At 52.8% G+C, this 21,808-nt stretch carries 22 protein-coding genes; 6 read left to right on the forward strand and 16 right to left on the reverse strand.

Features of this window, described 5'->3' with window-relative positions; genetic code table 11:
* The first annotated feature begins 111 nt into the window (after window positions 1-111).
* On the forward strand, window positions 112-1,059 hold the full coding sequence (locus ACHZA2_RS08575) for a tetratricopeptide repeat protein (protein WP_319579359.1): 948 nt from the start codon (window positions 112-114) through the stop codon (window positions 1,057-1,059).
* On the opposite strand, the gene ACHZA2_RS08580 is transcribed toward ACHZA2_RS08575, so the two are convergent.
* From ACHZA2_RS08580 to ACHZA2_RS08590, 3 genes are read right to left on the reverse strand one after another with little or no spacing between them, the layout of a single operon-like run.
* Window positions 1,052-1,897 carry a thiamine pyrophosphate-dependent enzyme gene (locus ACHZA2_RS08580; RefSeq protein WP_319579360.1) on the reverse strand — a complete coding sequence of 282 codons (846 nt, stop codon included), beginning with the start codon at window positions 1,895-1,897 and terminating at the stop codon, window positions 1,052-1,054. The genes ACHZA2_RS08575 and ACHZA2_RS08580 overlap by 8 nt on opposite strands.
* Entirely contained in the window at window positions 1,894-3,630 is a 1,737-nt protein-coding gene (locus ACHZA2_RS08585; protein ID WP_319579361.1) for a 2-oxoacid:acceptor oxidoreductase subunit alpha, read from the reverse strand. Before ACHZA2_RS08585 ends, ACHZA2_RS08580 begins: the two co-directional genes overlap by 4 nt.
* Window positions 3,606-4,055 (reverse strand): arsenate reductase ArsC, encoded by a 450-nt coding sequence (locus ACHZA2_RS08590; RefSeq protein ID WP_319579362.1) that lies wholly within the window; start codon window positions 4,053-4,055, stop codon window positions 3,606-3,608. The genes ACHZA2_RS08585 and ACHZA2_RS08590 overlap by 25 nt, the downstream gene beginning before the upstream one ends.
* Window positions 4,056-4,112: 57 nt before the next feature.
* Here ACHZA2_RS08590 and ACHZA2_RS08595 point away from each other — a divergent pair, with 57 nt between their 5' ends.
* On the forward strand, window positions 4,113-4,679 hold the full coding sequence (locus ACHZA2_RS08595; protein ID WP_319539199.1) for a flavodoxin family protein: 567 nt from the start codon (window positions 4,113-4,115) through the stop codon (window positions 4,677-4,679).
* A gap of 20 nt (window positions 4,680-4,699) precedes the next feature.
* Here the strand turns inward: ACHZA2_RS08595 and ACHZA2_RS08600 are convergent, their stop codons facing one another.
* Genes ACHZA2_RS08600 through ACHZA2_RS08610 form a run of 3 tightly spaced genes read right to left on the reverse strand, consistent with a single transcriptional unit; the run spans window position 4,700 to window position 8,876 of the window.
* The gene (locus ACHZA2_RS08600) at window positions 4,700-6,274 is read right to left on the reverse strand and encodes a Ppx/GppA phosphatase family protein (protein WP_319539198.1); all 1,575 of its coding nucleotides are present in this window, start codon (window positions 6,272-6,274) and stop codon (window positions 4,700-4,702) included.
* A complete protein-coding gene (locus ACHZA2_RS08605; RefSeq protein ID WP_319579363.1) occupies window positions 6,250-6,879 on the reverse strand; it encodes an HD domain-containing protein in 630 nt (209 codons plus the stop codon). The genes ACHZA2_RS08600 and ACHZA2_RS08605 overlap by 25 nt, the downstream gene beginning before the upstream one ends.
* Entirely contained in the window at window positions 6,876-8,876 is a 2,001-nt protein-coding gene (locus ACHZA2_RS08610) for a CHAD domain-containing protein (protein ID WP_319579364.1), read from the reverse strand. Before ACHZA2_RS08610 ends, ACHZA2_RS08605 begins: the two co-directional genes overlap by 4 nt.
* A 58-nt stretch (window positions 8,877-8,934) precedes the next feature.
* On the opposite strand from ACHZA2_RS08610, the gene ACHZA2_RS08615 reads away from it, so the two are divergent.
* Both ACHZA2_RS08615 and ACHZA2_RS08620 read left to right on the forward strand, forming a co-directional pair.
* Window positions 8,935-9,480, forward strand: coding sequence for a protease inhibitor I42 family protein (locus ACHZA2_RS08615; protein ID WP_319579365.1), 546 nt, complete (start codon window positions 8,935-8,937; stop codon window positions 9,478-9,480).
* A gap of 61 nt (window positions 9,481-9,541) precedes the next feature.
* Window positions 9,542-10,621 carry an EamA family transporter gene (locus ACHZA2_RS08620; RefSeq protein WP_319579366.1) on the forward strand — a complete coding sequence of 360 codons (1,080 nt, stop codon included), beginning with the start codon at window positions 9,542-9,544 and terminating at the stop codon, window positions 10,619-10,621.
* Between the two features lie 51 nt (window positions 10,622-10,672).
* Here the strand turns inward: ACHZA2_RS08620 and ACHZA2_RS08625 are convergent, their stop codons facing one another.
* The 10 genes from ACHZA2_RS08625 to ACHZA2_RS08670 form a co-directional block, all read right to left on the reverse strand.
* Window positions 10,673-10,846 (reverse strand): hypothetical protein, encoded by a 174-nt coding sequence (locus ACHZA2_RS08625; protein WP_319579367.1) that lies wholly within the window; start codon window positions 10,844-10,846, stop codon window positions 10,673-10,675.
* A gap of 490 nt (window positions 10,847-11,336) precedes the next feature.
* Window positions 11,337-11,729: a response regulator gene (locus ACHZA2_RS08630; protein WP_319579368.1), complete on the reverse strand. Its 393-nt coding sequence runs from the start codon at window positions 11,727-11,729 to the stop codon at window positions 11,337-11,339.
* Between the two features lie 55 nt (window positions 11,730-11,784).
* Window positions 11,785-12,723, reverse strand: a complete 939-nt coding sequence (locus ACHZA2_RS08635; RefSeq protein WP_319579369.1) for a methanogenesis marker 7 protein — start codon at window positions 12,721-12,723, stop codon at window positions 11,785-11,787.
* On the reverse strand, window positions 12,720-13,301 hold the full coding sequence (locus ACHZA2_RS08640) for a methanogenesis marker 17 protein (RefSeq protein WP_319579370.1): 582 nt from the start codon (window positions 13,299-13,301) through the stop codon (window positions 12,720-12,722). The genes ACHZA2_RS08635 and ACHZA2_RS08640 overlap by 4 nt, the downstream gene beginning before the upstream one ends.
* A 5-nt stretch (window positions 13,302-13,306) precedes the next feature.
* Window positions 13,307-14,548 carry a methanogenesis marker 15 protein gene (locus ACHZA2_RS08645; RefSeq protein ID WP_319539190.1) on the reverse strand — a complete coding sequence of 414 codons (1,242 nt, stop codon included), beginning with the start codon at window positions 14,546-14,548 and terminating at the stop codon, window positions 13,307-13,309.
* Window positions 14,541-14,990: a methanogenesis marker 5 protein gene (locus tag ACHZA2_RS08650; protein ID WP_319539189.1), complete on the reverse strand. Its 450-nt coding sequence runs from the start codon at window positions 14,988-14,990 to the stop codon at window positions 14,541-14,543. Before ACHZA2_RS08650 ends, ACHZA2_RS08645 begins: the two co-directional genes overlap by 8 nt.
* A gap of 1 nt (window position 14,991) precedes the next feature.
* The gene (locus ACHZA2_RS08655; protein ID WP_319579371.1) at window positions 14,992-15,462 is read right to left on the reverse strand and encodes a methanogenesis marker 6 protein; all 471 of its coding nucleotides are present in this window, start codon (window positions 15,460-15,462) and stop codon (window positions 14,992-14,994) included.
* On the reverse strand, window positions 15,459-16,985 hold the full coding sequence (locus ACHZA2_RS08660) for a methanogenesis marker 3 protein (protein ID WP_319579372.1): 1,527 nt from the start codon (window positions 16,983-16,985) through the stop codon (window positions 15,459-15,461). Before ACHZA2_RS08660 ends, ACHZA2_RS08655 begins: the two co-directional genes overlap by 4 nt.
* 13 nt (window positions 16,986-16,998) lie before the next feature.
* A complete protein-coding gene (gene atwA / locus ACHZA2_RS08665; protein WP_319579373.1) occupies window positions 16,999-18,603 on the reverse strand; it encodes a methyl coenzyme M reductase system, component A2 in 1,605 nt (534 codons plus the stop codon).
* A gap of 110 nt (window positions 18,604-18,713) precedes the next feature.
* On the reverse strand, window positions 18,714-19,520 hold the full coding sequence (locus ACHZA2_RS08670) for an HAD family hydrolase (RefSeq protein WP_319579374.1): 807 nt from the start codon (window positions 19,518-19,520) through the stop codon (window positions 18,714-18,716).
* A 117-nt stretch (window positions 19,521-19,637) separates the two neighbouring features.
* On the opposite strand from ACHZA2_RS08670, the gene ACHZA2_RS08675 reads away from it, so the two are divergent.
* Together ACHZA2_RS08675 and ACHZA2_RS08680 are read left to right on the forward strand one after the other, a co-directional pair.
* Window positions 19,638-20,594, forward strand: coding sequence for a ribose 1,5-bisphosphate isomerase (locus tag ACHZA2_RS08675; protein WP_319579375.1), 957 nt, complete (start codon window positions 19,638-19,640; stop codon window positions 20,592-20,594).
* Window positions 20,595-20,596: 2 nt separating this feature from the next.
* Window positions 20,597-21,802: a RuBisCO large subunit C-terminal-like domain-containing protein gene (locus tag ACHZA2_RS08680; RefSeq protein WP_319579376.1), complete on the forward strand. Its 1,206-nt coding sequence runs from the start codon at window positions 20,597-20,599 to the stop codon at window positions 21,800-21,802.
* Window positions 21,803-21,808 lie beyond the last annotated feature (6 nt).

The following is a 21,808-nucleotide window of genomic DNA, read 5'->3' on the forward strand; positions in this document are numbered from 1 at the left end:
AAAATACTTAATATCTGAAATCCTTTACCTGACGTAAAGTACTTCAGTGCTGGAGTCGTACTAGTTTTACACGTCTGATCCCCATAACCCGCCAGAATAACGGTAATCTCCATGAACCGGCGCATAACACAGATCATACTGCTCATTCTTCTGCAGATTATCATCACTCTTGTACTTGTACCCGCAACTGCAGAGAGCATACAGGATGCAACCATCTGGGCAAACAAAGGGAAGGCACTTGCAGAAACCAAAGATTATCTGGGCGCAATGGCGGCATATGATCAGGCACTCCAGCTCGATGCCTATTATGCCGAAGGGTGGAAACTCCGGGGTGACGCCCTCATGGCACTGGATCGGTATGCGGAGGCAGCAGACTCATACGATCGTGCGCTCAGCATCGACAAAACCAATGCAGAAATTGTCGGGAAAAAGGGACGCGCACTATTCATGCTTGGAAAATATCGCGATGCCCTCGATACGTATGATCGTGCAGTTTCGCTCAACCCGAATGTTTTTCTGAGTCTTGATGGTAAAGCAGATGTTCTGGCTGCCCTGAACCGGTACTCAGAGGCTGACTCGATGTACGATGCGGCCCTGAAGATAGATCCGCGAGGCAACGCCACCTGGAATAAAAAGGGTCTCACCCTTGCCAAGATGTTCAAGAACGAAGAGGCAGCAGAAGCATTCAACCAGTCTCTGACGATATTTCCGGGATCTGCAGAGGTCTGGAACAATATGGGAAGCGCCTACTTCAACCAGGGAATGATGAAAGAGGCGCTTAAGGCATTTGAGCAGGCGATATCCCTTGATGAGAGTTATATCCCCCAGAAATATGGTGATACGCTAACCCGACTCCAGCAGGACAAGCAGGCTGCTGCCCAGGAGGCTCAAGAGAACAGTTCTGGACAGCCTGCCATCCTGGTGCCGTCGGAAATGAAACTGCCTCCCCCGATATTTCTGATAAATTACCTGATGATCGGGGTGGGCATCCTGGCAATTCTCGCTCTCGGTGCTGCGAGAGTGATCAAGGGCAAAAGAAAGAAACAGGAGATCAGGTAACCCGATCCAGAATTGTTCTGATAAGAAGACTGCGATCAACCTCCTTTTTTACCTTTATTTCGGGAAGCACCGGTTTTTTCGTCTGGAAGAAAATTCCTATCGGTATCTTTGAATCATCGTTATAATTCCATTGTTGTGCAGTCCGGCAGGCAAACTCAAAAAGACCAGCGTTTGACTCGCTCGTCTCGTAAACCCGCTCATCGTACCAGGTGGTCATGTTAAAGAAGGATGCACATATCTGCAGAACATCGACGTGTGCAAAACCCGGGTGCATGATCGCATCCCTGAATATGCGTTTCAGGTGGGGCAGCCGCCGTGTGTACGCCCGTGAGACAAAGGTGGCCCCTGCACCAAGGAGCAGTTCGATGACATTGAGCGGGTACTCATGAAGACCATTTGGTGTAGACTTACCCTTGTACCCGTATGGTGAGGTCGGCGTATACTGGCCGGTTGTAAGGCCATAGACCCGGTTGTTGTGACAGATAACGGTGATGTCAATATTGCGCTTTGCAGCATGTATCAGATGATCCAGACCTTCTGCGTAGAGATCCCCGTCACCAGCAAAGCAGATGACCTTCAGATTAGGATTTGCCATCTTGATGCCGGTGGCAACCGGGATAGTCCGCCCATGAAGCGAGTAAAAACTATTCAACTGAAAGTAGTCTGCAATCTTTGCATGACAGCCGATCCCGGATACCAGAACGATTTGATCACGTGCCATCCCTTCAGCCTCAAGCTCCTGGATCACGAACTTCATTGCATGCTGGATAGCGAAATTTCCACAGCCAGGGCACCAGGTGTTCTGTGCCTGGGTTACAAGTGTCTCGTCGCTCGTCATGATGCAACCCTCCGAACCCGCTCCAGGAGTTCTTCGACAGCAAACGGCCTCCCGTCATACCGCAGGATCAGTTCGTCAGTCCGATATCCTTCGCGAGCCAGAATTTTGTCAAGTTGGCCGGTTGAACTATCCTCTACAAGGACTACCTTCTCAACACCCTGCATCGCCTTTCTGAACTCACCAGCAGGGAACGGGGAGAGTACAACCGGCGAGACCAGCCTGATGCCAAGTTCTTCTGCAACCTCACTGCATACCCCACGGGGAGACCCCCAACAGAGTATCGCGATCTTTGCCTTTGGCGTTCCGCCACACACGACTGCTCCCGGCTGGTCCGTCATGGCTGCAAGTTTTTCCGCTTTCCTGAGACGTTTTTGCACCATGGCAACGGTCATCTCCGGATCCTCTGAAGTGATCCCTGAATAGTCATGCATGTAACTGTTCACCTTGACCACCTCTCCACTACACGGCGGAACAAGAATAGGGGATATGCCATCAGGGGTGTCTGCGTACCGCTTATACGGGTATGCAGGGGCTGGAAGCGGAACGGTCGCCCTGACCTCCGGCTCGGTTTCAGGAGTGTAGATCCCCTCTGAAAATGTCTTATCTGAAAGGATGAATGCAGGTATCTGTAGTTTCCAGGAAAGATGTACTGCCTCGGCTGCCCACCTGAAGGCTTCATTGGGGGTAGCAGGAGCAGCGATGAATCTTGAGAACTCACCCTGCCCTGCGTGACATGCGAAGAGGAGATCTGACTGTGCTGTATAGGTGGGAAGACCGGTAGAAGGCCCTCCTCTCTGAGAGAGGATAATGACGATGGGAACTTCTGCCATTCCTGACAGCGAGAGACCTTCAGTCATCAGACAAAATCCTCCCCCTGATGTTCCTACTGCAGCCTTCTTTCCTGCATACGCAAATCCGAGCGCCATCAGGATGACTGCGATCTCGCTTTCAGGATGGACAACATCAATCCCGGCCTCGTCAGCCACCGAGGCCAGAAAGTGGAGGACTCCGGATGAGGGTGTCATCGGGTATGCGATATATGCATCGATACCCCCGGCAAGAAGCCCAAGGCCTATCCATTCATTGCCTGACAGAAGCGGACGGGGTGAGGCTCCTTTTACCGGTTGAACATTGATACAACGGGTGATTCGGGAGTATGCTTCACGTGCGATCAGGAGATTGAGATCAGTCTCCTTAAGCAGTTTTTTTCTGAATACAGACTCAACAAGGTTCCAGGGAATACCAGCACATCCACAGAATCCTGCCACCATCGCTGTGTTCCCCATGATAGATCTCCCCTTGTACTGAGTGAGGATCTCATCAATGGCAAGTGCCTGTCCTTCTGCCTTAACCTTGGGACTGTCATAGATCACAGTTCCCTGGGTTGTCAGGTTGTGGGTATGCAGATCAGCAGTCTTCTGATCAAGGGCAAGGATCAAGTCGACACCTGTGCGGTGGGTGAACACCGGTTTTTCTGCTGCCCTGATGATACAGAAGTTATGTCCCCCTCTGATTAGTGACGGGTAGTCAATATACTGATAGACATAATACCCCAGTTCAGAGAAGATCGATGCTATCAACTGACCGGCCTGTGCGATTCCGTCTCCCGCTTTTCCCCCGATGAGGACAGAGTATTCTGTCAATTGTTCCGCCTCCAACTGGGAGATCTCGGTTCCTGATCTCTTTATACTTGTGACGATACACAGCGTCAGACAAACGTCTGATCTATCCATCCGGTGATATTGTTCCTGACATCCCTAAGGTGATTCAGGCACTCCGGAGTTTTGGGATCACAGTCACCATGATCAGGGAACGACTGGTGAAAGACAACCCCGGCACCAGGCACCATCGGACAGGCACCTGATGCAGTGTCACAGACAGTGACCGCGATATCAATGTCTTTGTCAAAGAAATCAAGGAGCGGCTTTGAAGTTTGACCAGATATGTCAATGCCGATCTCTGTCATCACCAGGACTGCCCTGGGATCAAGGGTGGTTGGCTCTGTTCCTGCACTGTATGCTTCATACCGATCCCCGAACTTTGCACGAAGATACCCTTCAGCGATCTGGGAGCGGAATGAATTATGAGTACAGACAAACAGAACGGTTTTTTTGGGTGCAACCATGCTGAGATCTGTCCCCTGATACCTGATGAGCATTTCCGGAAGTGAAGCCGGATCTTACTTTTTATATGGGATCACATTGGACTAATTGACATGCGAGTCCTTGCAATCTCGGGAAGTCCTCTGAAGAACGGAAACACCAGCAGACTGATCAACGCGATCGTCAGCGATCTTGAGAAGAGTGGTATTGCAGACCTGAAGATCAGGGAGATCTCCCTTGCAGGCAGTACAATCCGTCCATGCAAATCCTGCCGCAAGTGTATGAAAGAAGGCCACTGTGTCCTGAAGTCAGATGATTTCTCCAGGATCGTTCGCAGGATGAAGAAGAGCGATCTGATCATCATCGGCTCCCCGGTCTACTTCCATGATGTGAACGGGCAGATAAAGAACCTGATCGATCGGTCATACTCACTCTGGCATGAGCGGCAGCTGAAAGGCAAAAAGGTGATTCCTGTGGCGGTCTGCGCAGAGAGTGGCGATGATCGTGCGATTGAAACTCTCAAGATCTGGGCCCAGGCACAGGAGATGAAGATCATCAGATCTGTAAGCGGTCACGGATTCAAGGCAGGCGATATAATCAGGGATGAGTCAGCAATGAAACTTGCTGATGAGGCAGTGAGGGCGGTTGCCGGTGAGGTAAAACCCGGCGATGCCAACTGAACTTCAGGGACTGATTGGTATCATTCGGCATCTTCAGATGGCGACACCTCAATCTTCAGTCCTCTCTTCATTGTTCGTTCAAATGATCTGATATCACCGAGGATCGCCCACTGTTCAAGAGAACAGTCAGAATTGCATTCAATTGCGAGGGTGATCTTGCGACGTTCGGTTGCCAGAAGCCGTGCACCGGTAACCCTCCCATCATGGCTCCGGTCAAGGTTTTCAGCCATTCTGAGGAAGATCGAGAGGATCTGGACCATCATCTTGTCATCATTATTCAGGGGACCGTATGACGGATCCTTCCTGCGTGGCATCTTTTTCCTGTGATACCGGGTGATAAGTGCGATGATCAGGATCTCGTGCTCGTTAAATCCAAGCAGGGGAGCATGGGTTATCACATAAAATGAATGTTGCTGATGGCCGGGAAATGAGATAAACTGGCCGGTGTCATGGAGAATTGCTGCATATGAGAGGAGTTCCCGGCTTACATCAGGAAGGATGTGAAGCCCTGACTCACGTGCCGAATCAAACAACGAGAGTGCCAGATCCCGGACATGGTTTGCGTGTGGTTCATTGATGTGGCATACCCTTCCAAGGTGTCTGATGCTGGCTATCCTGATCGGCTCCTGTTCGGCGTACGGAAATCCGGGGATACGTGAGAGGTAATCAACAAGCAGCCCGTCTCTCAAGCTCCTTGAAGAGACCTGGATCGTAGTGATACCTGCCTGTTCGAGCAGCGAGTCAAGAATGAGTGCACCTGCGATGATGATATCAGCACGATCCGGGTTGAGCCCCTGCACACTCCTGCGTTCTTTCAGGGGGAGTGAGCAGAGGTGGGCGATAACGGCTGACAACTCACCCCTGGTGATCACGCCGGCCTGGTGAGGAACTGTCGGGTTACTCATTCCCGTTGTAATCGCTTCAAGTGTTGTGATGGTTCCTGAGCTTCCGAATGCCTGCTGGACCTTTTTACCGATCACATGCCTGATTGTGTGCGACGCCCTGCTGCGGATATGTTTCTGAATCGCCTGAACTACTGGTGGGGGAACGGGACCCGTCAGGTCTGGTGGAACAAAGGTATTGGTGGTCCTGATGGCTCCGAGCTTCAGGCTTCTGAGCAGAGATGCTTCATGCTGATCTCCGACAACGATCTCGGTACTTCCCCCGCCGATATCGATGAACAGGGATTTTGTCTTCCCGATCTTGACACCACTCGAGACCCCGAGCCATATTAGCCTGGCCTCTTCAGGTCCAGATATCACATTGAGCTCAAAATCTGCCTCTTCCCGGATCCTTGCGATCAGGGTGTCACGGTTTTGTGCATCTCGGGTTGCAGAGGTGGCAACTGCTACGATCTCTGATGCCCCGAAACTCCGGGCAACCTCGGCAAAGCGTGAGAGGACGGTGACTGTCCTGGTTATGGCATCTGATGTAAGTCTGTTATCGGCAAACTCACCCTCACCCAGCCGTACAACCTCCTTCTGCTGGGTGAGTACCGAATAGGACCTGTTCGGGTTCAGCCTGATAACCAGAAGCCGCGCTGAGTTGGTACCGAGATCGATGAATGCAACTACGGTGTGTTCGTTCGGCTCCATAAAATTTCTATCCGGCACCCGGTTACCTCGCTGAGCAGGGCTGATTTCTTCCCAAGAACCTGAATCTCCGGTTCAGGGATATGATCATCTGTGGTCGTGCAACTGATTTGAATGACCCTATCAGATGTGCGGACTGATAATTCCTGTACAACTGAACGATGAGAGCGATCGAGTGCGTCAGCAAGGCGTAGAATGCCTGCAGACCAGCGGACCTGCCTTTTTTGATCATCGGTCAAGCCGGCAAAGCCAGGATGAGAGGGATTTGGATCTGCCTTCCGATGATACCGGGCTATCTGGGCCACAATCTGTCTGTCTGCAGGGGTCAGGGGGAGAGTAATGTCAGCGAGGATAAGGTCCATGGATGCCTTGTGATGCGGACGTGACGGTTCACTCCAGCCGATATCATGCAGAAGAGCCGCCATCCCGAGAAACCACCGTTCCGACTCCCCCATTCCATGAAGTCCGACAAGGAGATCGAACAGCAGTCCTGCCAGCCGCTCAACCTGGAGGGCATGAGGATGATCGGGATCATACCGCTTCATGAGTGCAAGAGCAGGTCCGGCATCCGGCCTCTCAGAAAAATTTCCGGGACAGTCCCGGCTCATGGCCGATCCCCGGACTCCTGAACCACATCCAGAGATCGCCCCTCCCTGACTATCCGTGCAAATGCATCGGGCAGATGCCGGTGTCGTATCGCCTCAACGGTGCGATCGATCTCGTAAGGGACCCGGATATGAATGACAGAGAATGGGTCCACGGTGAGGAGGGCATAACATGCCCTGGGATCCCCGTCTTCAGGCCTGCCGACGCTGCCTGCATTTATGAACCAGACTCCGTCAACTTCGCGGGCTGCTGCCCGGTGAGAATGCCCGGTTATGATCACCTTCCCCTTTTCTGCTGTTGCGATCTCATGCAGCCTGGTGTCAGGAGTTCCGTAATCGAGGTACTCTGTCAGTGAGTCCGGACTACCATGTGTGAGGATCAGCGGGATACCCCTCACACACATGCGGATCTTCCTTGGAAGGCTGGCAAGCCAGGAACGGTTCTTACCTGAGATCTGGTGGTATGCCCATCTCATCGCCAGCTGTTTCTCGCGTGACGCCGGCTTTCCCTTCTTCCACTTTCTTGAAAGGACCGAGATATCGTAATTACCAATGACACTAATAATATGCTTTTCCCTGACAAGATTGATGACCTCATCAGGAAACGGACCGTAACCGGTCAGGTCTCCGGCATGAAGAACTACAGTTGCTCCTCTCATCTGTGCATCAGCAAGAACTGCTTCGAGTGCAGGAAGGTTTGCATGCACATCGCTGATCAGGGCGATGGTGAGAGGCCCTCCTTTATCAGGGCCCGTGTTACGATCAAATGAGTGCTGAAGCGGTAGTGAGATCTTCTCTGAGAACCGGTCCCAGAATCCCTCCTCCTTCACCTCGTCCCAGTACCCGGTAAGTTCCCTGAACAAGGCCGTCCGGCTGTTTCCCCGATCTTCGCGGAGCATATTGATACCTGGCTTCATGAGCTCGAAGAACCCGTTGTTTCCAAAGTATGAAGCTGAACGCTCCTCTTCTTCTTCAAGAAACCGTGGTAGCAGTCCGGTCCAGACATCGCAGTCATGAATATCTCCGAGGAGTTCCTGCAGGTGCTTGATCACCTTGATGTCTGTCTTCAGGTGATCCTCGTAGAGCCCTGCATATGCTTCAAGCGTGTATCTGAGTCGCTTTGCAGCGATGCGCATCTCATGATGCTGTTCTATCCGTGATGAGTCCTGAAGATATGGTTCGAACCAGAAGAGATCAGATACCCGGGCCATGATCTGCATAAAGGCATGCTCATAAGTCTGAATCGGGTGGCAGCCTGTCCCCTCAAGCATCGCCCTTATTTGTAGATCATGGAGACAGGCTGCCATGTCATGGATGGTCCTGCTTTTGGTAAAGTCAGATACCACCGTTGCGACATCAGGCTGCATCACCCTCCTCTTCTGGATGAGTCTGAGCAGGAGACATTCAAGCCCTGGAATGATCGGATCGGATGGCTGATACATCTCGATCTCCCGGGCTGAAGGCATGACAGAGTCAGTTACTCCTTCCTCTCCGGGATCGCTCTCTTTCTGACTGATGATCTGATGTTTTTCGAGCCAGGCAGAGACCCTGCTTCTGAATGTGTGGGATGGCTCTGGACGATCCTGCCGTGAGACCAGTGCAGGTGCCGTGATCACCGGGGATATCTGGAGAGGCTCGGCAGGTGAGAAGAGAGGAACTGTGGATCTTTTTTCGGGATTGCGTTCACCAAGAAATCCGCGGACGAACTCGATCTGTACATCAAGATCACGTGCTTCACCCAGAGATTGCGTCAGTCTGCGGATCTGCTTCTCCCATTTCAACCTGGAATCACCAGGGAGGCACTCATGAAACAAGGGAAACGCGGCACGTATCCTCCGTGTCGCCACACGACTGCGATGGACGTACTCGATATCATCATCCTTCACCACCCCCTGTAGTTCTGCCTCCAGCTGACTGAGAAGAGGCAGAAATGTGCTGGTTGCGTATAGGCAGTAATCAGGATTTTGGAGAGGAGATCCAATCGGCCGTTGGCCGGTCATATGGTACATCATGTGGGGGTTTTTCTGGTTATATGTTGTGAGGAGGAGGGTGCGTTTCGTGAACATCGAGCCGTTCTGGAAGTACTTATATCGCCGGGAGCCCTATGTTGCAATCATGGATTACCGGAGACTGGTTCTTGTTATGCTGGTGCTGGCGGCTGTACTTCTGGCAGGCTGCACAGGCCAGAACAGCAAGGTGTCACCTGAGAAAAAGTCCGGAGCAGCTGATATCAGTGAGAAAGACTCAGGGAAAACTGTGCCACCTGATTCTGCAAATGGAGAGAAAACCGGTGGTGAAGATATCCTGCAGACAAGTTCGCAGGAGACGATGCCCCTCAATGACACTATCAACATATACCTGAAAGAGAATCCCACTACCGGCTTTCAGTGGAATGCCACGGTCACACCCGGACTCCGCATCGAGAACGACACCTATGTTCCCGACCCTGTCAAACCAGGTGTTGCCGGATCTGGAGGGATGCACTACTGGCTTGTCCGGGGCATTGTAAAAGGAAACCAGACATTTGATGCAATCTACATGCGGTCGTGGGAACCGGTCACTGGCAACGAGTCACGATATACAATGAATATTCTGGTAGTCTGACGAGGCACTGGCCTCTCCACTTTTCTGCGAATTTATCCCCGGGGACGATCAATATCAGACCATGCAGAGGTCTGATCAGCCAGCCATCATTGAAGGGATCACTGCTGCAGTCCTTTTTGGGTTCGTCGTCCCGATCTCAAAGATACTGCTCGCAGAAACCGGGCCGGTAACCTTAGCTGCCCTGCTCTATCTTGGTGCGGGTGTCGGACTTCTTCTGATGAGGATGATAAGGCCGTCACCGGCACATTATGAAGCACCGGTGACCAGAAAGGAACTCCCGCTTCTTGCAGTCATAATCATCGCAGGAAGTATTATCGGCCCGATTCTCCTGATGACCGGGCTCACGATGGTTCCGGCAGGGACCGCCTCTCTGCTTTTGAATGCCGAACTGGTAATGACTGGCATCATCGCAGCCGTCTTCTTCTCTGAACCCCTCGGCAGACGGGCAACCGGGGCAATGGCTGCTGTTGTGATCGGCGGACTCATTCTCTCTGTTGATCCTTTTGGCAACTTTGTGATTTCAGCCGGAGCAGTGCTGATCCTCGGGGCATGCTTCTGTTGGGGAGTTGACAATAATGTTACCAGAAGTCTTTCAGGAAAAGATCCAAGTTCTATCGTGATCATCAAAGGGATGTGTGCCGGTATTTTCGGCCTCATCCTGGGAACATACCTTGGTGAACCTCTGCCAGCCCCTGAGTACCTTTTGTTAATTATAATAACCGGTTTTTTTGGATACGGTCTCTCGCTGGTTCTGTTTATCAGGTCGCTCAGAACACTCGGTGCCGTCAGAACTGGGTCCCTCTTTGCTCTGGCGCCGTTCATCGGTGCAGGGATCTCATGGATATTTCCTGGAGAAGTCCCGGGCTTTCAGGTTTTTCTCTGCCTTCCGTTTATGGCCGCCGGGGTGTACCTGATCGCGACAGAGCATCATCACCATCCCCACTCTCATTTTCAGGTCAGCCATGATCACCGGCACTGGCACGATGATGGCCATCATACTCACTCTCATCGGGACTCAGTTCCTAGTGAACACGCACATCTTCACCAGCATGAGCAGGTTATCCACGATCACCAGCATACCCCTGATCTCCATCATTACCATGATCATGTGACAAGATCTGATGACAAGAAGAGTGAATGAATGTAACAACCGCTGGAAGAAAAGTCAGAATGTAGGAGTGTCGGATGGGTGTTACCATCCCGGGAAGCCGAGATAGTGAATTGCTTCGAGATGACTGAGAAACATCTCATTTGACCCGACCAGATCTGAAAGATCTCTGTGGCCGGGTACTGTCTTCTGTCTGGGATGCGGGGTTCCGGTCAGCAGGGAGCAATCGTAATCACAGGAAAATGCTATACAACTCATATTTTTTCTCACCAAAACCGGATTATTTGGAATGGCACTGTGGAACAGTGCAGTATTGGAGTCATCAGGCAGCATCAATGTAGGAGGACATGGTGACTGATTCAGGTGACTCCGTTCACAGGTGGTCCTGTGACATCATTGTGTTGGGTGAAACAGCATATAAGAACGGGATAGGATACCCATATTTTGTGATTTGAAATCGGTTTTCACGGTATATCTCTCGCAAGGTTCATTTTAGGGGATAATTCTCGCGAGTGTATCTGATCCAATGTGATCCAACTGGTTTCTCCTGTTTCAGACCTGTTGCAGACATCTGTATGCAGAACTGCTGAATGGTGAGATTGATTGAAAAATAACCTTGTTCAAATGGTTGCAACCGGTTGCAACAACTAAAAAACCTGCCCAATGAGGAAAAACCCTGGCGTGCCAAATTGAAGGAATACAGGGATCACGGAGCTAAAAAACTGGTGTCAGTACTGTTAAATGGTATCTAGCAGGTGGGCTCTTCTGCCCTGACACAGGAACGGATCTGATCGGTGAGCCTGGCAAACTGCACCGCAGGGTCTCCACCTTTTTGCAGATACCAGGTCAGGTCATCAAGTATCTTTGAGATCCCTTCTTCCTTCTGTCTCCCGGTGAAGAAGATAAACGGCATTCCTGGGTATAACTCTCTCACTCTTTCTCTGAATAAGACCCCGTCCATTCTGATCATCCGGCAGTCAGAGAGGACGAGATCATAATCACCTGCGCTGAGAAGATCGAGTGCTTCATCCCCCTCCTGAGAGAGAGTGACTGAGAACTCTCCGTCTTTCTCAAGGATCACTTTTACGATCTCGAGAAAGGACTGGTCGTCATCCACGTACAGAACACGTATCACTCTCACGACATCACCCGCTTATGCGAGATGTCTTCTGTAGTATTCATCGTGTACATCAGGATCAGACCATGAGCCCAGTGTCTGAGAAGGGCTTTACTTTAACCAGAATGTAGTCCCGCATTCGTGAGGGCCTGATGTCGGTGATCATTCCTATTGGTACCCCTTTCTCCACTTTCACCTCTTTGAGCCGGACTGCAAAGGGATCATAAGGAAGTTTTACCCTCACTCCGTCCATCTGGACAACAACCGGAACAGGCGAGGTGACATCATGGATATCAGGCAGCTGCTCCAGAATGACATCCATTAGCCGTGCCGGAGATATGCTGAGGGGATCCTTGGCAATCTCCGAGCGTCTCCCGTCAAGGACCCGGGAGACTTCTGACACGATATCATCAAGTTTGGAGATCTCCGGGGCCTCTTTTGTCCGGTGCATGAACCTGCCAAACCCGCCGACATATCCCGCGACCGGGGGATCGATCACCTTCTTTAATGCCTCTGTTGAAGGGCCTCCGGTAACGACGATTGGAATATGAATACCCCGCCTGAAGGTAGGCATCTTCTGTTTGATACAGGTCTCAAAGTTTCCAAAGAGGTAGATTACGAGATCATGCTCGTTGATGATGTCGCGTTCTTCGTCAGAGAGGAGGCCGATACGTTTCCCAAAGCCACGGGCCAGGCCTATCATGTTGGTCTTTGCCCCGGCAGTCCGGAGGTATTCGGCAACGTCGCACGAGGCATGGGGGAGATGGTGGATCTCCAGTGACATCGAGACGATCGCGATCTCGGTTCCAACCAGCGGTGCGAAGATCACCTCCCCGGTGAGCGGGCGTGATATCACCCTGAGAGTCTCGATATCGTCTCGGGGAACCAGGGCCTGGAGTACAACCTCCTGGGCGATCATATGCTTCTGGATGATGTACCCGCCCATATCCTCGATAAGATTAAGGATCTCATCATGCCGGTAGACTCCGCCTTTGTATGTGATCGGAACCAGAATCATGCTGCCCCTCCCATAATGGCAAACTGCTCTTCAACGAGGGGAGTTACATCCTCCTGAAGGGTGTTTTCACTTGCAACGAACCAGAATTTTCCGTTCTGGAAACTCTGTCTCTTCACCTTGAAGCCTTCAGGGCAGATCACCTGCATGGTGTAGATGAGATCCCTGAAGAGTCCCTCGGTAGGATCTGCAACCACCATCTCTTCGATCCCCTCCCGCTCCTCGGTGCTAAGGTGCATCTCGATGGTGAACCGATCAGGTTGCACGATACGGTCTTTTCCAAACCGTTTCCAGAGTAACTCAAGGAGCGGGGCAAGGTAGGTCTCATCAGCTATCGAGAGGATGACCTTGTCGCCGTCGTATGTAATCCCGGAAAAATCACTGACAATGATATTGCGGGGGACTGTCCGGGTGATTCCGACCGCGATGAAGATCGGCACCTCGGGATCGATGAAGATCCGCAGGCGGTCCAGAACCCGGAGGATGTCATGGTCTGTGATCACAGTCGAGGCGATCCGGCGGTATAGTTCTCCACCTGCCGGCTCGGTCGACTCAACCTGAAAGTACTCCAGCGTCTGCATCCCAATCAGTTCTTCTCCACAAATCCGGACGAGAGGAGTGCAGCCCCTACCGACCCGATGTACTGAGAGTGGTGCGGGACAACGATCTCGGTCTGCAGAAGCTCACCCATTGCCCTGACCAGTCCCTGGATCAGCGAAGTACCCCCGACCATGATCACCGGCTCTTTGATGTCTATCTCCTGGAGCTGCTGCTCAAAGACCTGCTCGGCAACGCTATGGCATGCAGCGGCTGCTACATTCTCCTTGCTGTGGCCTTCTGCGAGGGCATTGACCAGGCTCTGTGTCCCGAAGACGATACAGTAACTGTTCATCGGCACGTCACCTCCCATCCCTGCCATTGCAAGAGGGCCGAGTTCGGTGATATCAACGCCGAGCCGTTTGGCAGTCATCTCCAGGAATCTCCCACTTGCACCGGCGCAGATTCCTCCCATCGTGAAGGTCCCGGGTATGCCATTGTTCACCGATATCGCCTTGTTGTCCATGCCGCCGATATCGATCACGGTTGAGGGGCCATGCTGGCAGTCTGCAAGGAACACCGCACCCTTTGAGTTCACGGTCAGTTCCTCCTGGATGAGGTCGGCACCGATCCGCTCGCCGATAAGGAACCTGCCATACCCGGTTGTGCCGATGGCGTCGAGATCTTCACGCTTGACACCGGCCTCCTCGAATGCAAGTGTCATGACCTCATCTGCACTTCCCAGCACCTCGGTTGTTGGGCGCCAACCGGTGCCGATGATCTCGTTGTCTTGCATGATCACCGCCTTGGTTGTCGAGGAACCTGAGTCGACCCCCATCGTGAGGCCGACCTGGCGTTCCCGTGCGAGAAGGGCACGACGCCTGGCAATCGTTGTCAGGGCTTCCATTCTGGTGAGCAGAGTTCCCGAGGTCGTCCTTTCGGTGAACGAGTAACTGACCACCGGGAGTGAGGAGTGCTCATGGATGTAGCGTCTGAGTTCGTTCCTGACGATCGCCGCCTCTGCACACCTGAAGCAGGATGCAATAAAGACCGCATCGGCCTCGACCGATCCTTCAACCAGCGCAACTGCACGGGCGATGGCAAGTTTCAGATCGCCTGAGCGGACATCAAGCCCGAAATCCCTGAAGTTCCGCCTGATATCTTTCAGTGAGAGATCAGGGAAGAAGACCTCTGCACCAACAGCCTCTGCTGCGGTATAGATCTCCTTCTGCACCCCGCTGTATTCAGGCCCGCACGAGAGCTGGGCTATCCTTACCAGATCTTCACTCATGGGACACCTCCAGGTTCTGCAAAAACTCCTTGATATTTCTGACAAAAGCGATACCGGTCTCCTCGTCTGATGGGTAATCAACCTCGAGGATTGGGACCTGCTTCTGTTTGATCAGAAACTCCACCAGTTCATCTGTCCTGGCACATCCCATACAGCCGAATGCAAAGTCCGCATGTTTGACGATCACTGCTGCTTCAGCCTCGTCGATCAATGGGCCGAAGAGTGACATTCGCCCTCTTACCCCGGATGGAACCTCGACCGCTGCCCACCTGAGACCCTTTTTTGCATCGTCGGGTGTCATCTGAAGTGGCGGTGAGTCAAGTCCGGCGGTCTGGATTCGCTCCCGTATTGAGAGGGCTGTTCCGAGTGGTTTGTGCCCGAAGCGGGCAACGAGGTCAGAGAGGATCAGGCTGGTTGCAGGATAAATAAACACTTTTGCCACGTTATGGCACCTCGGCATCGATAATTTGCTTGAGTTTTTGCAGATCCAAAAACGGTGTCTCTTCAGGAATTGATGGTGATGGGGCTGGAATTGATGAATCAGGTTTTGCTGAACTGACTACTTCGATCCCTTTGGAGATCCACTTTACAACCCCCATCTCGAACTCATGCCCGAAGTAACCGGGTCTGGCACCGCCAAGATTTGCACGGCATCTCCGTGGGTCCCCGGGAGGGAAACCGCGGTCTTTCACAAAAATATGGGATGGGTCAACCTCCCGGATATGAGCGATTGCCCGCTCCACTTCAGACTCTTCCCCTGTGATCTGAAGCCCGAAACAGGTCTCCTTGATCATCACCTTCTCACTGACTTCATATGCACGTGATGCCAGGTCGTCAGGTGTGGTCTTGTACGACTCGACAAAGACATACTTGGTGACCGTACCCTGGTAGAGCGGGGGAATCTTCTGTTTCACTCGTGTACCTCCCTGAAGTAGACCATGTCACCCTCCTTGAGGCTGCCAAGTTTCTGAAGATCCACGACTCTTCCCATCACGTTTGTCCCTGAAAACGGTTCAGAAGTGGGGCCGAACTCGCTGTTCTCACTCGTTCTGACACCGACCATCCCTGCTCCTTTTCTTGACTCGTTGGTCATTGCAAACGCTCCGGCAGTCACCTCATCTTCAGGGGTGTTTTCAGGTTTGATGTTGATGGTCTTCGGAATCTTGGTCTCAAAGAGATAGACGTCATCAAACGCAAAGAAGAGAGGTAATCTCCCGACATCGTGGAATTTCAGGCCGGTGATCTCCCTGAATATCCGGCAGGTCTCGGGTGCATGGAGGTCATCGAGAACGATATCTATCACCTGGGAGCCCGGAACAGTCTTCACCGCGACCTTTCCTCCTGCAAGGACATCAAGGGTTGTTGCAGGCTCCTGGGTGATGATGATCCTGTCCGGGCCTTCCCGGTCTGGTGTGAGTGTAACTCCCCTTCCGGCTGCAAACGAGATCGCCTGATCAAGCCTGATGCCAACCAGATCAAACTTATCAGGAGTAACCCGAATCTCGAATGATTCTCCTTCCTTTGCTATTTTGGCGATCTCAATGCCGTGAACCACCTGGCCGGTCCGGGTATGGGCAAGGCTCCGGGGCAGGTCTTCTGTGTAAATATACACCGAGCCCTGTTTCTTTCCAGAAGTTCTGAGCATCACCGCTCCCTCACGACGTGATGACCCTGCTTCATAGGGGACAGTTGTCCCCGCTAGGGTGTCGCACCTGATGTGAGTGCTCATCCGCTGACTGCTGGTGAACCTTCCGCTCCTGAGTGCCAGGAGCAGAAGTTCCACACTACCGGCTGCCTGGTTTGAGTACTTGCCGGTTGTGCTGTCATACCCCTGAGCCTCGACTCTGATATGGGTGATAATCTGCATCCCGTCTGTAACCTCAAGGCCCAGATCAGTCGTCGAGAGGGCATTCACCGACTCAGAGAAGGAGATCACCGGCTCGATGGAGAGGATCTTATCACCCTGGCCAAGCCGGTCCACAACACCGCGACCTGATACTACCTGGCCGAGCCGACCGCCGTCCGCTGCGGCACCGTGATCTGCCGAATGAGTCTTGCGTGAGAAGACCAGTACCGAGCGGGAAGGATCAAACCCTCCGCATCCGAGGATGAGATCTCCCCTCTCATACCGTGCCGGTCTGCGTGCCGGAGAGAACCCGGCAGAGAACGGACCGAAACTGACTGTCTGACGATCCTGCCACCTGACTTCAAGACCTGAAGGGAGAGATGGCAGGGATAATGTCTCTTCTCCCGCTATCTCAACCACGATCTCCCCTGCTGTCGTCTTTAGCAGGTATTGTCTCGTCTCGGAATGGCTGGAGATGCCTGGTTTGATGATCGCCACGCTCAGGGAGGTATCATGCCCTGGCAACAGGTCGCCGAGAGTTGTGCCGGGTGAGATCTCCGTCCGGTTTCCATCAAGCATGACTGTTGCCATGAATTCTCCTGAGTTACTCCGCTGCCATGGTCTGCCGTTCCTGCTCGGTCACTTCTGCAAGGACCTTCTCGGTCGGACCGACTGTCACAATCTTCCCGAACCGCATCAGGGCACACCGGTCGCAGGTATCCCGTATAAACTCCATATCATGGGAGACGATGATGAAGGTTTCCTCACTCTCCTCACGCGAATGCATGATAGAGTGCTTCACATCAACCTTGGTGATCGGATCCATCGTTCCGGTCGGTTCATCAAGAACCACAACGTGTGGTTCCCTGATCAGGACCTGTGCCAGGGCAACCCTGTGTCGCTCACCCTCAGACAGGGTTCCCGGAAGCCGCTCAAGGATCTCCCTGCTCTTCTCTGTAGTAAACCCGGCCATCTTCAGGGTGATGATGGCCTTGCGCATTGCGAGTTCTTTGGGAAATTCGAGCCCGATTGCGTCAGTAAGGTTATCAAGAACAGTCCGGTGAGGGAAGAGGTCGTACTCCTGATGGAGAAGGCCAATATACTGCTTAGCCCGCCCTCTGAACTCGAAACCGGGTTTTGTCATGTCGACCCATTCATCGCCGACCTTGGCAAGTAGATCACCGCTGGTAGGCTCAAGGATCCCCGCGATCATCTTTGACAACGTGGTCTTTCCTGCGCCTGACGTACCGATAATCCCAAAGATCTCTTTCCTGTTAATCGAAAGGTCCACGAGATCCACTGCCTTGATGAGCCCGCGGTCGAGGGAGACGTACCGCTTGGTCAGATCCCTTGCCCGCATGATCTCTTCTCCCACTTCGATCTCGCTGAACTTCTCATCGTCGTGGTATCCCTGCATGAATACCTCGGTGACCTCAGCGGGTGTCCCTATTGCCTTGATGGCCCCGTCTTCCAGGAGGATGGCACGATGAACGATGTCCTCGAGGATCTGGGAGAAGTGGGAGGTGACCACCATTGCCATTCCGGTCTCTTCTGCGGATTCCTTGAGTACCTGATGCACAATTGATGCAGTCTTTGGATCAAGCGTCCCGGTCGGCTCATCTGCAAAGAGACAGAACGGCTCTTTTGCCAGTTGTCTGGCAAGCACAACCCTCTGCTTTTCTCCTCCGGAGAGATCACGGGCGATGTGCATCATCCGGTGGGAAAGCCTCACCTGATCCACCAGGTCTGCTGCCCGTGAGACTGCCTTGTTGGACGGGTAGTTCACATCATCGAGGGCCTTCAGGACATTGTCTATAACCCGGTCATTACCGTACAGAGCAAAAGTCCGCTGGAACATGATAGCATTCCGGCGCATGATGCGCCGTTTCATCGCTTCATTCTCCGGGTTCCAGAAGTCCACATCGAGGGCTTTGAGACTGGCACCACACTTGGGGCAGGCTGTTTCGGTGTGGCTTCCCTCGGTTACATAATCGCATCCGCTGCAGGCTGCAATATGGTACAGGACCCTTCCGCTGGTGGGCGGCTGATCCACCCCACGGAGCAGATGCATCAGGACAGTCTTCCCTGCCCCGCTCCGGCCGATGATCCCGAGAATCTCTCCTTCTGCAAGGGTGAACGACAAATCCTCGATAACCGTCTTTCCGTCAAATGCCATCGAGAGGTTCTCAACTGTGATCAGGGGTCTCATGGTGCACTCACTATTTGGTGTACTGGTGTGTTCTGGTGGGTAATACGTTTATTTCCTGCGGTTTCCCTTCACGTGCGTGAATATTTCTCATCAACACATAGAAGAGAAGATCAGATCAGGGGATTGATGATCCCGATTACTTCCCTGACATCATGAATCCGGTGGTTGACAGCCGCTATCAGTTCATCAGGTTTTTGCGAACACTGCTGCTCGGTGAGAACCGCGATATCTGCAGCCCGCATCGCCAACAGATCGTTTATCGAATCCCCAACCATGATTACCGTCTCATAATCCTCTTTCAGGTCCCTGACAATCCGCTCTTTTACTGTCGGTGTTGCCACTCCGAAGACCTGGTCGCGTGGTATTCCCAGGTAATCTGCCATCCTCTCAAGCTTCGCCTCCCTGTCTCCTGAAGCGATATAGGTGGCCACCCCGAGCCTGTGAAGTTCACGGATCGTCTCTTTTGCCCCCGGGAACGGGGTTCCCCCGGCCGTAACAGTGAACTCTATCCGGCCTTTTCCTGTGTGAACGATCACTCCGCTGTTCAGGGCAACAATGGCCTCTTCCCTGATCTTTGACCAGATGATCCGCATGCATTCCTGCATATCCCCGACTCTGGCAGTAGTATCACTCATCAGGATTTTGCCGATCTCTTCAGCCTCAACCACCCGACGGGTACAGGAGATCCCAAATCCCAGGTTATGTTCTTTCATAAACAAGGAGAAGAGTTGATCTGCTGGTGCTGCCATGATCCCGTGGGAGTGGGCGTGAATGACACAGAGAACCCTGCTCGGATCAGCAAAGGTGAGCATGGTCGTCTCGATATCCGGATACAGTTCTCCGGAATCCACATCCTTGGCCATCCGATAGGTATGAAGGAGCGTCCCTGCACTGTCAAAGACGACCGCGATTGACATACGTGGTAGAGAGATCACCGTCTGGAAGAATAATACCGATCCTGATCATACTCATTCATTGATATTCTGGCATGAGCGAGCACAGGGATTCTATGGTATAGGACATAAGATCCTAGTATGACCCTTGAGGAGACTGCTGCCCGGATCAAGAGCATGGAGATCCGGGGTGCCGGGAGGATAGCACGTGCCGCTGCCAAAGCACTGCTTGACTATTCCCAGTCAGGCACATACCAGGATCTGAAATCATACCGGGAGCGTATGATGGCGGCATCAGAGATGCTGGCAGGTGTCCGGCCTACCGCGGTCTCTCTGCCCAACGCGGTCAACCTGATCTCAAAGCCCCTTTCCCGGGCAGAGACCCTTGATGAGGCAAAGTCAGGGATTGAAGAACGTGCCAGGGCGTTCATCATCCATTCAGAACAGGCTGTCGCAAAGATCGGTGAGATCGGTGCCCGGCACATCAGGGACGGGGATGTGGTTATGACCCACTGCAACTCTGAAGCTGCACTTCAGTGTATCCTCACCGCTCATCAGCAGGGGATGGATATTGAGGTGTATGCAACCGAAGTGAGACCGCGAAACCAGGGGCATATCACGATCAAGACCCTCTCTGATGCCGGGGTGAAAACAAACTTCATCGTCGATTCAGCAGCCCGCTACTTTATGAAGGAGGTCGATCTCTGTATCACCGGTGCTGATGCCATCACGGTGAATGGAGCAGTCATCAACAAGATTGGCACCTCCCAGATCGCCCTGGCAGCCAAGGAAGCACGGGTGAACTTCCTGGTTGCTGCAGAGACCTACAAGTTTGCCCCCCGGACAATCCTTGGTGAGCGGATACTTATCGAGGAGCGGCCTGCTGACGAGGTTCTTCCTGACGCAGTTCGAAAGACCCTCCCTCAGGTGACCGTTCGTAACCCTACCTTTGATGTAACCCCGTCAGAGTATGTTGACCTGATCATCACCGAGCAGGGAGCAATTCCCCCGGGTATGGCATACACAATCATAAAAGAACATCTTCAATGGGATATGGACAATCTCTGTACTGATTACCCGTATTGCGAGGAGGAATAACTATGGCAGATGCAGTTGCGACCTATTATTTCCGTCCGAAAGAGGGCATCACCCCCGAGTGGGCGGCCCGGGCTATTGCTGAGGAGCAGACCACCGGAACCTGGACCGATATCTCAACCAGGGAAGAGTACGTACATTACCTGGATGGGCAGGTCGGAAAGATCACGCCGTCGGGTGACGGGTACCAGGTCTCGATTACGTATCCTAACGAAATATTCGAGATCGGGAATATTCCCCAGTATCTCTCTGTCTTTGCAGGAAACCTCTTCGGACTATCCCGGATCGCCGCTGTCAGGCTGCTCGATGTGGAGTTTCCGAGGGAGATCATCCCGTTCAACGGACCAAAATTCGGGATTGAGGGTGTCAGGAAACTGGTCGGGACAACAGATCGTCCCCATGTCGGGACCATCATCAAACCGAAGGTTGGCCTGAACCCGAAGGACACTGCTGATGTTGCGTATGAAGCAGCAATCGGCGGGGTAGATCTCATCAAGGATGATGAGACCCTTACCGATCAGAAGTTCTGCCCGATCGCAGAGCGCCTTCAGAGGGTGATGGAGAAACTTGATCAGGTAAAATCAGAGACCGGCAGGAATGTACTGTACGCTGTGAATATCTCAACTGCCGGGGATAAGATCCTTGAGCGAGCAAGGCAGGCAAAGGAGATGGGGGCAAACATGCTGATGATCGATGTGATCGTCTGCGGGTTTGATGCCATCAGGGTGGTCGCTGAGGAGCCATCTATTAATCTGCCACTTCATATCCACCGGACCATGCATGCCGCAATAACGAGGAACCGGGAGCATGGGATTGCAATGCGTCCGTTCTGCAGGCTGGTGCGGATGCTTGGCGGAGATCAACTTCACACCGGAACTGTGTCAGGAAAGATGGAGCATGACATGCAGGAGCTCATCGGCGATAACCGGACCCTTACCCATCCCTGGCATGGTATCAAGAGTGTCTTTCCAGTTGCCAGTGGTGGGCTTCATCCTGGCGGGGTGGTTGACGAGATAAGGGTTCTCGGTAGCGACCTTATTCTTCAGGCTGGTGGGGGCATACACGGACACCCTGACGGGACCCGTGCCGGAGCAACTGCCATGCGACAGGCAGTAGATGCAGCGATGGAAGAAATTCCGCTTGCAACATATGCTGAAGATCACTATGAGTTGAAACGTGCCCTGGAAAAGTGGGGAAAAGTTAAGAATTAATACCTT

This window comes from uncultured Methanospirillum sp. (assembly GCF_963668415.2).
GTDB lineage: Archaea > Halobacteriota > Methanomicrobia > Methanomicrobiales > Methanospirillaceae > Methanospirillum.

What these genes read in the sequence shown, in the direction of transcription:
- ACHZA2_RS08575 (WP_319579359.1), top strand. Translation starts at nt 112, where the DNA reads ATGAACCGGCGCATAACACAGATCATACTGCTCATTCTTCTGCAGATT.
- ACHZA2_RS08580 (WP_319579360.1), bottom strand. Translation starts at nt 1,897, where the DNA reads ATGACGAGCGACGAGACACTTGTAACCCAGGCACAGAACACCTGGTGC.
- ACHZA2_RS08585 (WP_319579361.1), bottom strand. Translation starts at nt 3,630, where the DNA reads ATGGATAGATCAGACGTTTGTCTGACGCTGTGTATCGTCACAAGTATA.
- ACHZA2_RS08590 (WP_319579362.1), bottom strand. Translation starts at nt 4,055, where the DNA reads ATGCTCATCAGGTATCAGGGGACAGATCTCAGCATGGTTGCACCCAAA.
- ACHZA2_RS08595 (WP_319539199.1), top strand. Translation starts at nt 4,113, where the DNA reads ATGCGAGTCCTTGCAATCTCGGGAAGTCCTCTGAAGAACGGAAACACC.
- ACHZA2_RS08600 (WP_319539198.1), bottom strand. Translation starts at nt 6,274, where the DNA reads ATGGAGCCGAACGAACACACCGTAGTTGCATTCATCGATCTCGGTACC.
- ACHZA2_RS08605 (WP_319579363.1), bottom strand. Translation starts at nt 6,879, where the DNA reads ATGAGCCGGGACTGTCCCGGAAATTTTTCTGAGAGGCCGGATGCCGGA.
- ACHZA2_RS08610 (WP_319579364.1), bottom strand. Translation starts at nt 8,876, where the DNA reads ATGACCGGCCAACGGCCGATTGGATCTCCTCTCCAAAATCCTGATTAC.
- ACHZA2_RS08620 (WP_319579366.1), top strand. Translation starts at nt 9,542, where the DNA reads ATGCAGAGGTCTGATCAGCCAGCCATCATTGAAGGGATCACTGCTGCA.
- ACHZA2_RS08625 (WP_319579367.1), bottom strand. Translation starts at nt 10,846, where the DNA reads ATGAGTTGTATAGCATTTTCCTGTGATTACGATTGCTCCCTGCTGACC.
- ACHZA2_RS08635 (WP_319579369.1), bottom strand. Translation starts at nt 12,723, where the DNA reads ATGATTCTGGTTCCGATCACATACAAAGGCGGAGTCTACCGGCATGAT.
- ACHZA2_RS08640 (WP_319579370.1), bottom strand. Translation starts at nt 13,301, where the DNA reads ATGCAGACGCTGGAGTACTTTCAGGTTGAGTCGACCGAGCCGGCAGGT.
- ACHZA2_RS08645 (WP_319539190.1), bottom strand. Translation starts at nt 14,548, where the DNA reads ATGAGTGAAGATCTGGTAAGGATAGCCCAGCTCTCGTGCGGGCCTGAA.
- ACHZA2_RS08660 (WP_319579372.1), bottom strand. Translation starts at nt 16,985, where the DNA reads ATGGCAACAGTCATGCTTGATGGAAACCGGACGGAGATCTCACCCGGC.
- atwA (WP_319579373.1), bottom strand. Translation starts at nt 18,603, where the DNA reads ATGAGACCCCTGATCACAGTTGAGAACCTCTCGATGGCATTTGACGGA.
- ACHZA2_RS08670 (WP_319579374.1), bottom strand. Translation starts at nt 19,520, where the DNA reads ATGTCAATCGCGGTCGTCTTTGACAGTGCAGGGACGCTCCTTCATACC.
- ACHZA2_RS08675 (WP_319579375.1), top strand. Translation starts at nt 19,638, where the DNA reads ATGACCCTTGAGGAGACTGCTGCCCGGATCAAGAGCATGGAGATCCGG.
- ACHZA2_RS08680 (WP_319579376.1), top strand. Translation starts at nt 20,597, where the DNA reads ATGGCAGATGCAGTTGCGACCTATTATTTCCGTCCGAAAGAGGGCATC.